Source organism: Micromonospora sp. WMMB235, from assembly GCF_001855515.1.
GTDB lineage: Bacteria > Actinomycetota > Actinomycetes > Mycobacteriales > Micromonosporaceae > Micromonospora > Micromonospora aurantiaca.
The window spans coordinates 6,420,344-6,433,101 of sequence record NZ_MDRX01000001.1 but is presented as its reverse complement, the minus strand read 5'-3'; the positions used below and the strand labels follow the sequence as shown (position 1 = coordinate 6,433,101).

Annotated in this window: 14 protein-coding genes; 3 read left to right on the top strand and 11 right to left on the bottom strand. The window is 71.5% G+C overall.

Going from position 1 to position 12,758, the window contains the following annotated elements:
• Positions 1-301: 301 nt before the first annotated feature.
• Genes BFV98_RS28770 through BFV98_RS28735 form a run of 8 tightly spaced genes read right to left on the bottom strand, consistent with a single transcriptional unit; the run spans position 302 to position 7,083 of the window.
• The gene (locus BFV98_RS28770; RefSeq protein WP_013287441.1) at positions 302-748 is read right to left on the bottom strand and encodes a metal-sulfur cluster assembly factor; all 447 of its coding nucleotides are present in this window, start codon (positions 746-748) and stop codon (positions 302-304) included.
• Positions 745-1,218, bottom strand: a complete 474-nt coding sequence (sufU, locus tag BFV98_RS28765; protein ID WP_013287442.1) for a Fe-S cluster assembly sulfur transfer protein SufU — start codon at positions 1,216-1,218, stop codon at positions 745-747. Before sufU ends, BFV98_RS28770 begins: the two co-directional genes overlap by 4 nt.
• Positions 1,218-2,552, bottom strand: coding sequence for a cysteine desulfurase (locus BFV98_RS28760; protein ID WP_071098399.1), 1,335 nt, complete (start codon positions 2,550-2,552; stop codon positions 1,218-1,220). Before BFV98_RS28760 ends, sufU begins: the two co-directional genes overlap by 1 nt.
• A gap of 8 nt (positions 2,553-2,560) precedes the next feature.
• Positions 2,561-3,334, bottom strand: a complete 774-nt coding sequence (gene sufC, locus BFV98_RS28755; RefSeq protein ID WP_013287444.1) for a Fe-S cluster assembly ATPase SufC — start codon at positions 3,332-3,334, stop codon at positions 2,561-2,563.
• The gene (locus BFV98_RS28750) at positions 3,334-3,678 is read right to left on the bottom strand and encodes a non-heme iron oxygenase ferredoxin subunit (protein ID WP_013287445.1); all 345 of its coding nucleotides are present in this window, start codon (positions 3,676-3,678) and stop codon (positions 3,334-3,336) included. Before BFV98_RS28750 ends, sufC begins: the two co-directional genes overlap by 1 nt.
• On the bottom strand, positions 3,678-4,820 hold the full coding sequence (gene sufD / locus BFV98_RS28745) for a Fe-S cluster assembly protein SufD (protein WP_013475889.1): 1,143 nt from the start codon (positions 4,818-4,820) through the stop codon (positions 3,678-3,680). The genes BFV98_RS28750 and sufD overlap by 1 nt, the downstream gene beginning before the upstream one ends.
• A gap of 59 nt (positions 4,821-4,879) precedes the next feature.
• The gene (sufB, locus tag BFV98_RS28740) at positions 4,880-6,310 is read right to left on the bottom strand and encodes a Fe-S cluster assembly protein SufB (protein ID WP_013287447.1); all 1,431 of its coding nucleotides are present in this window, start codon (positions 6,308-6,310) and stop codon (positions 4,880-4,882) included.
• Positions 6,307-7,083: a metalloregulator ArsR/SmtB family transcription factor gene (locus tag BFV98_RS28735; RefSeq protein WP_013287448.1), complete on the bottom strand. Its 777-nt coding sequence runs from the start codon at positions 7,081-7,083 to the stop codon at positions 6,307-6,309. The genes sufB and BFV98_RS28735 overlap by 4 nt, the downstream gene beginning before the upstream one ends.
• 98 nt (positions 7,084-7,181) lie before the next feature.
• On the opposite strand from BFV98_RS28735, the gene BFV98_RS28730 reads away from it, so the two are divergent.
• Positions 7,182-8,144, top strand: coding sequence for a heme A synthase (locus BFV98_RS28730; protein ID WP_176921736.1), 963 nt, complete (start codon positions 7,182-7,184; stop codon positions 8,142-8,144).
• A 73-nt stretch (positions 8,145-8,217) separates the two neighbouring features.
• Positions 8,218-9,885, top strand: a complete 1,668-nt coding sequence (locus BFV98_RS28725) for a right-handed parallel beta-helix repeat-containing protein (protein WP_030274174.1) — start codon at positions 8,218-8,220, stop codon at positions 9,883-9,885.
• Between the two features lie 25 nt (positions 9,886-9,910).
• Here the strand turns inward: BFV98_RS28725 and BFV98_RS28720 are convergent, their stop codons facing one another.
• Positions 9,911-10,627: a CPBP family intramembrane glutamic endopeptidase gene (locus tag BFV98_RS28720; protein ID WP_013287451.1), complete on the bottom strand. Its 717-nt coding sequence runs from the start codon at positions 10,625-10,627 to the stop codon at positions 9,911-9,913.
• Positions 10,628-10,689: 62 nt separating this feature from the next.
• Between BFV98_RS28720 and BFV98_RS28715 the strand changes: the two genes are divergently transcribed.
• Complete coding sequence (locus BFV98_RS28715; RefSeq protein ID WP_013475885.1) at positions 10,690-11,283, top strand: TetR/AcrR family transcriptional regulator; 594 nt, start codon at positions 10,690-10,692, stop codon at positions 11,281-11,283.
• A 40-nt stretch (positions 11,284-11,323) separates the two neighbouring features.
• On the opposite strand, the gene BFV98_RS28710 is transcribed toward BFV98_RS28715, so the two are convergent.
• On the bottom strand, positions 11,324-12,241 hold the full coding sequence (locus tag BFV98_RS28710; protein WP_030274172.1) for a RimK family alpha-L-glutamate ligase: 918 nt from the start codon (positions 12,239-12,241) through the stop codon (positions 11,324-11,326).
• 10 nt (positions 12,242-12,251) lie between these two features.
• Positions 12,252-12,584, bottom strand: a complete 333-nt coding sequence (locus tag BFV98_RS28705; RefSeq protein ID WP_013287454.1) for a hypothetical protein — start codon at positions 12,582-12,584, stop codon at positions 12,252-12,254.
• Positions 12,585-12,758: the final 174 nt, after the last annotated feature.

Genomic DNA, 12,758 nt, shown 5'->3' with positions numbered 1-12,758 from the left:
AAGGCGGACAGTTTCCCACAACGAGGGAGCCGGATCCCGGCATGAGGGAGGCGAGGAGGTCTTGGAAGGAAACGGCCACCCAAGGGGCGACTTCGTACCAAGATCTCGCCGTTCCTCGCCCCGCCGCCGGCGGCAGTGCCGTCAGCCCACCTTGATCGACACCACTACGCCGAGGTAGCGGCATCAGAGCCACTTCGACCACACCACTTCGGCGTAACGGTGTCGATCAAGCCCGCAGACACTACGGACGCGGCAACCCCTTGGCAGGGTGCCGCGCCCGTTGCGGTGACCGGGAGAACGGTCAGACGTTGAAGCCGAGCGAGCGGAGCTGGTCGCGCCCCTCGTCGGTGATCTTGTCGGGGCCCCACGGCGGCAGCCAGACCCAGTTGATCCGGATGTCGTTGACCAGGCCGCCGCCGGGACCGGTGGTCAGCGCCTGCCGCGCCTGGTCCTCGATCACGTCGGTCAGCGGGCAGGCCGCCGAGGTCAGCGTCATGTCCAGGGTGGCGACGTTCTCGTCGTCGACGTGGACGCCGTACACCAGGCCGAGGTCGACCACGTTGATGCCCAGCTCGGGGTCGACGACGTCCTTCATCGCCTCCTCGATGTCACCGATCGCGGCCTTGCCGCCGGCCGGCGCCGCCGCACCCGCGGCCGCACCGTCAGCTCCGTTGACGGCCGCGCCACCGGCAACCGTGCCGTCGGTCGCCACCGCGCCGGTCTCCGAGGTCATGTTCTCGTCGCTCATGCCTTCACCTCCGGGCTCACGCCCACCCCGGCGCGTGCCGCGGCGTCCTTGAACGCCATCCACGACAACAGCGCGCACTTCACCCGGGCCGGGTAGCGCGCGACACCCGCGAACGCCACCCCGTCTCCGAGCACGTCCTCGTCCGGCGTGACCTGGCCCCGCCCGGACATCAACTCCACGAACGCCTCGTGCACCACAGCGGCGTCGCTCGCGGCCTTGCCGCGCAGCAGCTCGTGCAGGATGCTCGCCGACGCCTGGCTGATCGAGCAGCCCATCCCGTCGTACGAGATGTCGGTGAACACGCTGCCGTCTGTCGCCACCCGTACGGTGATCTCGTCGCCGCAGGTCGGGTTGACGTGGTGCGCCTCGCCGACCCGGGCGGCCGGATCCGCCGCCTCCCGCAGGCCACGGCCGTGCGGGTGCTTGTAGTGGTCCAGGATGATCTCCTGGTAGAGGGATTCGAGCTGCATCACTGGAACACCTTCCGCACCCGCTCCAGACCCGCCACCAGGGCGTCGATCTCCGCGGTGGTGGTGTAGAGGTAGAACGACGCCCGAGTCGTGGCCGGCACCCCGAAGCGGGTGCACACCGGCTTGGCGCAGTGGTGGCCCACCCGCACCTGCACGCCGAGCGAGTCGAGCACCTGCCCGACGTCGTGCGGGTGCACGTCACCGAGCGCGAACGAGATCGTCCCGCCCCGGCCGACAGGCACCGTCGGGCCGAAGATCCGCAGGTCCGGCACTGTGGCGAGGGCGTCGAGCGCGTACGCCGTCAGTTCCTTCTCGTGCCACTGAACAGCCGGCATGCCGATCGCGGTGAGGTAGTCCACGGCCGCGCCGAGCGCCACCGCCTCGGCGATCGGCGGGGTGCCCGCCTCGAACCGGGCCGGCGGCGCGGCGAACGTCGAGCCCGCCATCGTCACCGTCTCGATCATCGAGCCGCCACCCATCACCGGGGGCATCGCGGCGAGCAGCTCGCCCCGGCCCCAGAGCACGCCGATGCCGGTCGGCCCGCACATCTTGTGCCCCGTGAAGACGATGAAGTCGGCGTCGTAGCCGACCACGTCCATCGGCAGGTGCGGCACCGACTGCGAGCAGTCGAGCAGCAGCAGCGCGCCGACCTCGCGGACCCGCGCGGTGATCCGCGAGGTGGCGTTGACGGTGCCCAGGATGTTCGACATGTGCACCAGCGAGACGATCTTCGTCCGCTCGGTGACCAGGTCGTCCAGGCCGGACTCGTCGAGCCGGCCCTGGTCGGTGACGGGGAACCAGCGCAGCGTCGCGCCGGTACGCTCCGCCAGCAACTGCCACGGGACGATGTTCGAGTGGTGCTCCATCTCGGAGATCACGATCTCGTCGCCGGGGCCCAGCCGGAACCGCTCGTCCGTCTCGCGGGACGGGGCGACCGGCGCAGCGCCGTCCGCGCGCAGCGAGGCGTTGGAGAACGCGTACGCCACGAGGTTGATCGCCTCGGTGGAGTTCTTGGTGAACACCACCTCGTCAACGCTCGGCGCGTTGATGAACGCGGCGATCTTCGCCCGCGCGCCCTCGTACGCCTCGGTCGCCTCGGTGCCCAGCGTGTGCACCGAGCGCGACACGTTGGCGTTGTGCAGCGCGTAGTGCTCGGCGAGCACGTCGAGCACCTGCCGCGGCTTGTGCGAGGTGTTCGCGCTGTCCAGGTAGACGAGCGGGTGACCGTTGACCTCCCGGTCGAGGATCGGGAAGTCGGCCCGCACCTTCGCCACGTCGAAGCGCGGCACGTCGTCGTACTGCGGCATGCCCGCCGGGATGGCCATCGAGGTCATGTCGAGTCTCAGGCCCGCGCCGCGCCGGCCCCGGCGACGTACCGCTCGTAGCCCTCTTCCTCGAGCTTGTCGGCCAGCTCCCGGCCGCCCTGCTCGACGATCCGGCCGGCCACGAAGACGTGCACGAAGTCCGGCTTGATGTAGCGCAGGATGCGCGTGTAGTGGGTGATCAGCAGCAGGCCGGTGTCGCCGGTGTCGCGCACCCGGTTCACACCCTCGCTGACCACGCGCAGCGCGTCCACGTCCAGACCGGAGTCGGTCTCGTCGAGGATCGCCATCTTCGGCTTGAGCAGCTCCAGCTGCACGATCTCGTGCCGCTTCTTCTCGCCGCCGGAGAAGCCCTCGTTGACGTTGCGCTGGGCGAACGCCGGGTCCATCTGGAGCTTCTCCATGGCGCCGCGCAGCTCGCCGGCCCAGGTGCGCAGCTTCGGCGCCTCGCCGTCGATGGCGGTCTTAGCGGTACGCAGGAAGTTGGCCACCGACACGCCGGGGACCTCGACCGGGTACTGCATGGCCAGGAAGAGGCCGGCGCGGGCCCGCTCGTCGACGGACATGGACAGCACGTCCTCGCCGTCGAGGGTCACCTCGCCGCCGGTGATCTCGTACTTCGGGTGACCGGCGATCGAGTACGCCAGCGTGGACTTGCCGGAGCCGTTCGGGCCCATGATGGCGTGCGTCTCGCCGGAGCGCACGGTCAGGTCGACCCCGTGCAGGATCGGCTTGAGCTCACCCTCGGGCAGCTTGACCGACACCTTCAGGTCGCGGATCTCCAGGGTGCTCATCAGCGGGTCACTCCATTGCTCGGCAGCGGACGGCCGTCGCCGTCCACGGAAAGGTAGATGTCGCCGTCGCGGACTTCGACGGGATAGACGGGTACGGGTTCGGTCGCGGGCAGCCCGGTGGGCTCACCGGTACGCAGGTCGAAACGGGATCCGTGCAGCCAGCATTCCAGCGTGCAGCCCTCGACCTCGCCCTCGGACAGCGCCACGGCGGCGTGCGAGCACTCGTCGTGCACCGCGTAGAACACGTCGTCCTCGCCGTGCACGATCGCGACCTGCACGCCGTCCACGTCGGCGCTGATCACGGTGCCCTTCGGCACGTCCTCGGTGGAGCAGATCTTGAGCATCAGGCGCCCGCCTTGGCCAGCCGCGCCTCGATGGCGTCGCCGAGGCGCTCGCGCAGGTCCTCGACCGGGATCTTGTTGATCAGCTCGGCGAAGAAGCCGCGCACCACCAGGCGCCGCGCCTCGGCCTCCGGGATGCCCCGGGCCATCAGGTAGAACAGCTGCTCGTCGTCGAACCGGCCGGTCGCGCTGGCGTGCCCGGCGCCGGCGATCTCGCCGGTCTCGATCTCCAGGTTGGGTACGGAGTCGGCCCGCGCGCCGTCGGTGAGCAGCAGGTTCCGGTTGATCTCGTACGTGTCGGTACCCGTCGCCTCGGCGCGGATCAGCACGTCGCCGACCCAGACCGTGTGCGCGTCGTCGCCCTGCAGCGCACCCCGGTAGCCGACGTTGCTGCGGCAGTCCGGCACGGTGTGGTCGACCAGCTGCCGGTGCTCCAGGTGCTGGCCGGAGTCGGCGAAGTAGACGCCGTACAGCTCGGCCTCGCCGCCGCGCTGGGTGTACTCCACCGACGTGTACTGCCGGACCAGGTCGCCGCCGAGGCTGACCTGCACGTGCAGGATCCGGGCGTCGCGGCCCAGCCGCACCTTGAGGTGCTGCGCCTGCACCGCGTCGTCGGCCCAGTCGGCGACGGTGACCAGGGTCAGCTTCGCCCCGTCGCCCACAGTCACCTCGACGTTGTCGGCCAGCGTGGCCGAGCCGACGTGCTCGATCACCACTGTGGCCTCGGCGAACCGGTCCACCTCGACGAACGTGTGACCGAAGGCGAGCGCCTCGGCGTTCTCGCCGACCACCCGCAGGCGCACCGGCCGCTCCACCACCGCGTCGCGGTCGACGCGCACCAGCAGCGCGCCGTCGGCCCCGCCGTACGCGAGCGCGCTGACCCGGTCGAACGGGGTGAGCACGCTGCCCACCCGGGGGTCGTCCCGGCCGATCCGGTCGACGGTGACGCCCTCGGGCAGGTCACCGTACTCGTGCCGGACCGCGCCGGTCGCGCCCTGCGCCGACGCGGTCAGGCCGCGCAGGCGCTTGAGCGGGGTGAAGCGCCACTCCTCCTCCAGGCCGGTCAGGGCCGGGAAGTCGGCGACGTCGTACGAGCGGAGCGCCTGCGACTTGGTCGTGGGCGGCGCGGAAGCCTGGGTAGTCATCTCTTCCTTGGTCTGTTCTGCGACGAGGTGTCAGTGAGTCGGAGGGCGGGCGGCCGGCGTCAGCCGACCGCGCCCTCCATCTGCAGCTCGATCAGGCGGTTGAGCTCCAGCGCGTACTCCATCGGAAGCTCCTTGGCGATCGGCTCGATGAAGCCGCGCACGATCATCGCCATCGCCTCGTCCTCGCTCAGGCCCCGGCTCATCAGGTAGAAGAGCTGGTCCTCGCTGACCTTGGAGACGGTCGCCTCGTGCCCCATCGACACGTCGTCCTCGCGGATGTCGACGTACGGGTAGGTGTCGGAGCGGGAGATCGTGTCGACCAGGAGCGCGTCGCACTTGACGGTGCTCTTGCTGCTGGTCGAGCCCTCCAGCACCTGCACCAGACCGCGGTACGAGGTGCGGCCGCCGCCCCGGGCGATCGACTTCGACACGATGGTCGAGGAGGTGTGCGGCGCGGCGTGCACCATCTTGGCGCCGGCGTCCTGGTGCTGGCCCTCGCCGGCCATGGCCACCGAGAGCACCTCGCCCTTGGCGTGCTCGCCGGTCATGTAGACCGCCGGGTACTTCATGGTGACCTTGGAGCCGATGTTGCCGTCGACCCACTCCATGGTCGCGCCCTCGTGGCACACGGCGCGCTTGGTGACCAGGTTGTAGACGTTGTTCGACCAGTTCTGGATGGTCGTGTACCGGCACCGGGCGTTCTTCTTGACGATGATCTCCACGACGGCGCTGTGCAGCGAGTCGGAGGAGTAGATGGGCGCGGTGCAGCCCTCGACGTAGTGCACGTACGCGCCCTCGTCGACGATGATCAGCGTCCGCTCGAACTGGCCCATGTTCTCCGTGTTGATCCGGAAGTAGGCCTGCAGCGGGATGTCCACGTGCACGCCCTTCGGCACGTAGATGAACGAGCCACCGGACCAGACGGAGGTGTTCAGCGCGGCGAACTTGTTGTCGCCGACCGGGATCACCGTGCCGAAGTACTCCTTGAACAGGTCCTCGTGCTCCTTGAGCGCGGTGTCCGTGTCCAGGAAGACGACACCCTGCTCCTCCAGGTCCTCACGGATCTGGTGGTAGACCACCTCGGACTCGTACTGCGCCGCGACACCGGCGACCAGGCGCTGCTTCTCCGCCTCCGGGATGCCGAGCTTGTCGTAGGTGTTCTTGATGTCCTCGGGCAGGTCCTCCCAGGAGGTGGCCTGCTTCTCGGTGGACCGCACGAAGTACTTGATGTTGTCGAAGTCGATCCCGGTGAGGTCGGCGCCCCAGTTCGGCATCGGCTTGCGGCCGAACAGCCGCAGGCCCTTGAGCCGCAGGTCGAGCATCCAGGCCGGCTCGTTCTTCTTGGCCGAGATGTCCCGCACCACCGCCTCGCTGAGGCCGCGCTGGGCGGACGCCCCGGCGACGTCGGGGTCGGCCCAGCCGTACTCGTAACGGCCGAGGGCCGCGAGCTGCTCCTCCTGGGTCAGGGGCTGGACGATCTGCTCGGTCATCTATCTGTCCTCACAGTGGTGACGGTGGAACCGGACTGGGCGGGAATGTGCGTGGTGCACACGCCGTCGCCGTGCGCGATGGTGGCCAGGCGCTGTACGTGAGTGCCGACCAGACGGGAGATCACTTCGGTCTCGGCCTCGCACAGCTGAGGGAACTCGGCGGCCACGTGCGCCACCGGGCAGTGGTGCTGGCAGAGCTGGCCGCCGGAGGCGATCGTGGACGCGTTGGCAGCGTAACCCTCGGCGGTCAGCGCGCCGGCGAGCGCCTCCGCCCGCGCGAGCGGGGCGTCTCCGGCGTCCTCCATGGCCGACCGGCAGCGGGCCTCCAGCGCGGAGACCTGCTCGGCCGCGAACGCCGCGACCGCCTCGGTGCCGCCGGTGCGGGCGATCCACCGCAGCGCGGCGGTGGCCATGTTGTCGTAGTGGTGGGTGCCGCAGCGACCGCGGCCCGCCTCGGTGAGCGCGAAGACCTTGGCCGGGCGGCCGCGCCCGCGGCTGCCGCGGACGGTCTGGTCGCGGGCGACCACGTCACCGTCGGCGAGCATCGCGTCGAGGTGGCGGCGGATCGCGGCCGGGCTCAGGCCGAGCGCCGAGCCGAGCTGCGCGGCGGTGGTGGGGCCACGCTCCAGCAGCAGCTGGGTGACCCGGTCGCGGGTCGACAGGTCGGCCGGAGCGGTCTCCCGCTCGCCGGGCCGTACGCCGCGACGTGCGCGCGAGCCACCGGCGACCGGACCGGTCACCGGCGTTCGGGAGAGCGCCGCCGCGTTTTTCACAACGGCAACGTTACGTAATTCGCCGAGGGCCTGCAAACCCGGGGTCCGGTGATCCCGACCACCGGGGTGCCGGAGTCACCCGATCGGGATCAACTACGGTGCGTAGGATTCGCTTCGTGAAGCGATCCGTCCGGTTTCCGGTCTCCGCCACGCTGCTGCGCCGCCTCGCGCTCGCCTCGATCATCGCGAACGTCGCGATCGTGGTCACCGGCGGGGCCGTCCGGCTCACCGCCTCCGGCCTCGGCTGCCCCACCTGGCCCCGGTGCACCGAGGACTCCTACACCACGACACCCGAGATGGGCGTGTACGGGGTGATCGAGTTCGGCAACCGGCTGCTCACCTTCGCGGTCGGGATCATCGCGCTCGCCGTGGTGCTGGCCGTGCTGGCGCACCGCCCCCGCCGCCGCGGGACGCTGCCGCTGGCCGTGGGCGTGCTGTTCGGCATCCCGGCCCAGGCGATCATCGGTGGCATCACAGTGCTCACCAACCTCAACCCGTGGGTGGTCGGGCTGCACTTCCTCGCCTCGATGGCGGTGATCGCGGTCGCGTACGCGCTCTGGCGGCGCATCAAGGACCCGGACGGGCCGGTGGCGCCGACCGTGCCGGCGCCGCTGCGTACGCTCGCCTGGATCACCACGGCGGTGAGCGCGTCGGTGCTTGTCGTAGGCACCTGGGTGACCGGCAGCGGACCGCACGCCGGTGACCACGGCGCGGCCCGCAACGGCCTGGACCCGGCGGCGATCTCCCAGGTGCACGCCGACGGCGTCTTCCTGCTGATCGGCCTGTCGGTGGCGCTGTACTTCGCGTTCCGGGCGGTCGGCGCGGCGCGGGCGGCCCGGGCCGCCGCGGTGCTGATCGCGGTCGAGCTGGGCCAGGGCGTGATCGGCTTCGTCCAGTACTTCACCCACCTGCCCGCCGTGCTGGTCGGCGCGCACATGCTCGGCTCCTGCCTGGTGCTGCTGGCCACCCTCGGCGTGCTCTGGGCCACCCGGGAGCGGCTGCCGGCCGCCCCGGAGGCCCCGGCCGCGCCCTCCGCGCAACGGGTGGGCGCCGCCGCCTGAGCGCGGGCGTTACCGCGCGGCGGGAGCGGGAAAGCGGCACGGGCCACCGACAGTCGCCCGAGGGGAGCTCCCCGTGTCGCGCAAGAGCCTCTCCACCACCACCCCGCAACGGCTGACCCCGGTCGCCGGCGCGCCGCTGTGGTGCGACGCCCGCGAGCACGGCCTCACCGGCGACGGGGTCACCAACGACCAGCCCGCCCTGGCGGCGCTGGTGGACCGCCTCGGCGCCGGGTACGACGCCGACGGCCGGGCCCGGGTGATCTACTGCCCGCCCGGCCTGTACTCGATCCGCGACGCCGGCACCGTCTGGCGCAGCGGCGTCTCGCTGATCGGCGCCGGACCGGCAGCGACCCGCTTCCTGCTCAGCAACGAGGGCAACCGCAGCGCACCGGTCCCGCTCGCCTTCTGGACCACCGTGCAGCACGGCGCGGACCGGGACCGGCACATCGCCGACTGCTCGTTCGCCGACTTCGAGATCGACGGCTCCGGCGTGGCCCAGACGTCCTACGACTACCTGGCCAAAGGGCTGGGCCTGCAGTACGTGGTGCGCGGCGTGTTCCGCAACCTCTACATCCACCACACCGGGGCGACCGGCCTGGGCTGTGACTTCCTCCAGGACAGCCTGATCGACGGCGTGGTCGTGGTGGGATGCGGCCGGCTGGACAACGGCGACCAGATGGGCGGCGCGGGGATCGGCGTCGGCATCGGCGGCTGGGGCGACGTGGAGCGCCTCACCATCGCCAACTGCACCACCATCGGCAACGGCACCAACGGCATCTTCCTGGAGCTGCAGAAGGACTACTGGACCCCGCCGCGCGGCATCCGGATCGTCGGCTGCCACAGCCAGGCCAACCGGTTCGGCATCTCCGACTGGGGAGCGGACGGGCTGATCGTCTCCGCCTGCACCATGACCAACAACCTGGAGGCCGGCTTCGACGTGTCGGGCAACGGCACCGCCGGGGTCGCCGGGCGCGGCGGCCTGGTCACCGGCTGCGTGATCGACTACAACGTCGGCGACGGCATCAGCATGGGCAACACCCCCGGCCCGTACGCGGTGCAGGCCAACCGGATCAGCCGCAACGGCGGCTTCGGCTACCACGAGCATGACCTGGGCCACGGCTACCGGGGCGCGGCGGCCGACGTGGTGATCCAGGACAACGACATCCGGGAGAACGCGCTGGACGGCATCCGGATCGACCGGCCGATGCTCGACACGTCGATCGTCGGGAACCGGATCCGGGACAACGGCCGCCGCTCCGCCCCGGCCTGCTCCGGCTCCGGCGAGGCGGTGCGGTACGGCCCGCGCGAGGTCGCCGACGGCAACGCCGACTGGCCGGCCGGCGGGCACCGGGGCAAGGTGGTCCGGGTCGGCTCGCGGGACGCGGTGGTGTCCGACAACAGCGCCACCGGGCTCTCCCTGGCCGAGGTACGCCCGGACGGCTCCACCGGCTGGAGCGCGGACACACCGGGGCCCGGCACGGCGTACGAGCTGCCCGACTCGCCACCGGCGTGCGGCGGCATCACGATCGCCGCGCCGTTCGACTCGGCCACCGTGCGCGGCAACCGGATCTGGCACCGGGACGCCGACACCCAGGCGTACGGGATCTGGGTCACCGAGGCGGGCAGCTGCGTGTCCTGCGCGTTCGAGGACAACGACCTGGCCGGCACCGAGGCCGCGCTGCGGCTGGACACCCCGCCGATCGGTGGTCGCTGGGCACGTAACCACAGCGACCGCGACTGAGCGGGCTGTCGCCGCCTCCGGGCGGTCAGGCGGACGCCTCGGCGGCGAACGCCAGGGCGACGAGCGTTCCGTTGCTGACGGCATGGGCGAGGATCGGCACCCAGAGGTTGCGGTGGCGGTGCAGCAGCCAGGCGAACAGCAGCCCGGCGAAGAGCGCGCTGACGGTGTTGAAGACCCGGGGCAGGTGTACGACGGCGAAGAAGGCCGCCGACAGCACCACGGCGGCCACGGCGGGCAGCCGCGCGGCCAGCCCCTGGTAGAAGACACCCCGGTAGAGGATCTCCTCGTAGAGCGGGGAGACGACGGCGCCGAAGGCGAACGCGAAGGCGAACTGCGCGAGCAGGCTTCCGGCGGGGTAGCCGCCCTCACCACCGCCGCCCTCGACGAGCGCCGCGGGCAGCGCCACCACGAGCACGAGGGTGAGCGCGGCCTTGGCCAGGCCCCAGCCCACCGCGGCGCCCACCTGGCGGCCCGCCGGGCGGACGAGCCGCAGCGGCCGGGCGATCTCGCCGAAGCGGTGGCGCACCACCGCGAGGCCGACAGCGAGCTGGGTGCCGTTGATCAGGGCCCAGGCGATGGTGGACGCCGCCGTCTCCGGCATGCCCAGCCGCGCCGGTCCCCGGGCCAGCAGGTCCGCGACCGCCGAGTTGGCCAGGCCGACGCCGACGGCGAGCACGAGCGCCATGTCGAGGTAGCTGAACCGGCGGGTGTCGCGTGCGGTGTCGGTGAGGGGTGCGGTCATGCCGGGCAACGTTAGGCGGCCGACCTATATCGGTCAAATGACCGACAATCTATGATCACCTCGTGCCCAAGGTTGTGGACCACGAGGAGCGGCGGCGTCATCTCGGCGCGGCGGCCTGCGTCGTACTGGCGCGGGCGGGGTCGGCCGGGATGACGGTGCGGGCCGTCGCCGCCGAGGCCGGCATGCCGCTGGCGACCGCGCAGCACTACCTGCCGGCTCGGGAACTGATGGTCCGGGCGGCAATGGACCACCTGGCCGGACGCGTGGTGGCGCGGGCCCGGACGATCCCCGCCGACCCGGTCACGCCGGAGGTGATCCGGCAGGCGGTGCGCCAACTCGTCCCGCTGGACGCCGAACGCGCCTTCGAGGCCCGCGTCTGGCTGGTCCTCACCGCCGAGGCGCTCGTCGACGAGCAGGTCGCGGCGATCCTGGCGGAGAGCGAGGCGCAGATGCGGGCCAACGTCGAGCGGCTGCTCACGCTCGGCCGGGCCGCGGGTGGCATCGCCGGGCACGTGGACGCGCGGGCCGAGGCCGCCGCGCTGGCGACGCTGCTGGACGGCGTCACGGTACGGATCCTGACCACCGGCCTGGATCCCGCGGACGCACGTGCGGAGATCGACGCCCACCTGGCCCGGCTCACGACGGCCGGCACCTGAGACGGCCGGCATCCGCGACCCGGCTCGACCGGGCCCGGGGTCAGCGGCGGCGGGCCAGGTGGGTGAGCACCGCGTCGGCGAGCCGGTCCGGGGCGCCGTCGGCGTACCCGACGAACAGGCTCGGCTCGGTCAGCTCCAGCTCGACCAGCACGGGCTCGCCGTCCGGGCCGGGGATCAGGTCGACGCGGGCGTAGAGCAGGCGGTCCGGGCCGCCGGGCACCACCGCGAGCACCTTGTCGGCCACCGCGCGCTGCTCCGCCGTGGCGGCGCGGGCGTCGATCCGCTCCTCCTTGTAGAGCGCGGCCTCGCCCAGGTCCGGCCCGGTCAGCATCGGGCCCTTGCGGATCGCGTGGCTGAACGCCAGGCCGCCGGGCCCGGCCAGGAACAGCAGCGCGGTCTCCCCGGCGATGTCCACCGCGTCGAGGTACGGCTGGACCATGGTGACCCGCCCGGCGTCGGAGAGCCGCCGGACGTGGGCCGGCGCCAGCTCGCGGTGCTCCGGGTCGGTCAGGTCGTAGCGGCCGGTGTCCTGGCTGCCGGCGCTGACGGCCGGCTTGATCACGTACTCGCCCCCGGGCGGCGGCGTCCACGCCTGCCCCGGCTCGACCCACTCGGTCGGCACGGTGGGCACCCCGGCGGCGGACAGCTCGGACAGGTAGCGCTTGTCGGTGTTCCAGGCGACCACGTCGGCCGGGTTGACCAGGGCCGGCACGGTACGCGCCCAGGCCACGAACTCGTCCCGCCGCAGGGCGTAGTCCCACGGGGAGCGGAGCACGACCAGGTCGTACCCGGACCAGTCGACTGCCGGGTCGTCCCAGACGGCGATCTCGGCGGTGACGCCGCGGGCGGCGAGCGGGCCGAGCGCGAGCCGGTCGTCCGGGTCGAGGTCGGGCAGCTCGGCGCAGGTGACGAAAGCGACCCGGGGTCTCCCCCGGGTCGACTGGTGGTGGTCGGTCATTCGGTATATGTCAACGGGCCATCGTGCGCCGGGCCATCGACCGCCACAGGTCGTTGCTCGGACGCATCTGGTCCATCAGTTCACGCTCCCAGGCGTTCTCGACGTCGACCCCGGCCTTGGCGCAGGCCTGGCGTGCGACGTCCGTGCCGTCGGCGAACTGGTCCGCCCATACCCCGTCGGAACCCACGAGGACGATCCGTGCGCCGCGCTTGCCGACGTACTCGATGACCGCCTTCGCGCCGCCGTGTCCGGCGGCGAACGACTTGATGCCCGCGACCAGGCCGTTGGGGGCCTGCTCGGCGGTCTTGTCAGCCGTCAGCGTCGTATCGGAACCATCTGCCATGACGCGAAGCCTAAGCAGAGTTCCACCCGGATGTGCGAGAACCATGAACTGAATGTGATGCCAATTACCCATCGGTTTAAGAAGAACCACAGGTAATTTGCCTGCATATGTCGCTTATATCCGGGCGAAGCGGACGGGCGGGATCGTCACAATCTGTCCGGGTTGAACACGTCC

Bases quoted from the DNA above. Each gene is read 5' to 3' on its own strand.
- BFV98_RS28770 (WP_013287441.1), bottom strand. From the start codon at position 748: ATGAGCGACGAGAACATGACCTCGGAGACCGGCGCGGTGGCGACCGAC.
- sufU (WP_013287442.1), bottom strand. From the start codon at position 1,218: ATGCAGCTCGAATCCCTCTACCAGGAGATCATCCTGGACCACTACAAG.
- BFV98_RS28760 (WP_071098399.1), bottom strand. From the start codon at position 2,552: ATGACCTCGATGGCCATCCCGGCGGGCATGCCGCAGTACGACGACGTG.
- sufC (WP_013287444.1), bottom strand. From the start codon at position 3,334: ATGAGCACCCTGGAGATCCGCGACCTGAAGGTGTCGGTCAAGCTGCCC.
- BFV98_RS28750 (WP_013287445.1), bottom strand. From the start codon at position 3,678: ATGCTCAAGATCTGCTCCACCGAGGACGTGCCGAAGGGCACCGTGATC.
- sufD (WP_013475889.1), bottom strand. From the start codon at position 4,820: ATGACTACCCAGGCTTCCGCGCCGCCCACGACCAAGTCGCAGGCGCTC.
- sufB (WP_013287447.1), bottom strand. From the start codon at position 6,310: ATGACCGAGCAGATCGTCCAGCCCCTGACCCAGGAGGAGCAGCTCGCG.
- BFV98_RS28720 (WP_013287451.1), bottom strand. From the start codon at position 10,627: ATGACCGCACCCCTCACCGACACCGCACGCGACACCCGCCGGTTCAGC.
- BFV98_RS28710 (WP_030274172.1), bottom strand. From the start codon at position 12,241: ATGACCGACCACCACCAGTCGACCCGGGGGAGACCCCGGGTCGCTTTC.
- BFV98_RS28705 (WP_013287454.1), bottom strand. From the start codon at position 12,584: ATGGCAGATGGTTCCGATACGACGCTGACGGCTGACAAGACCGCCGAG.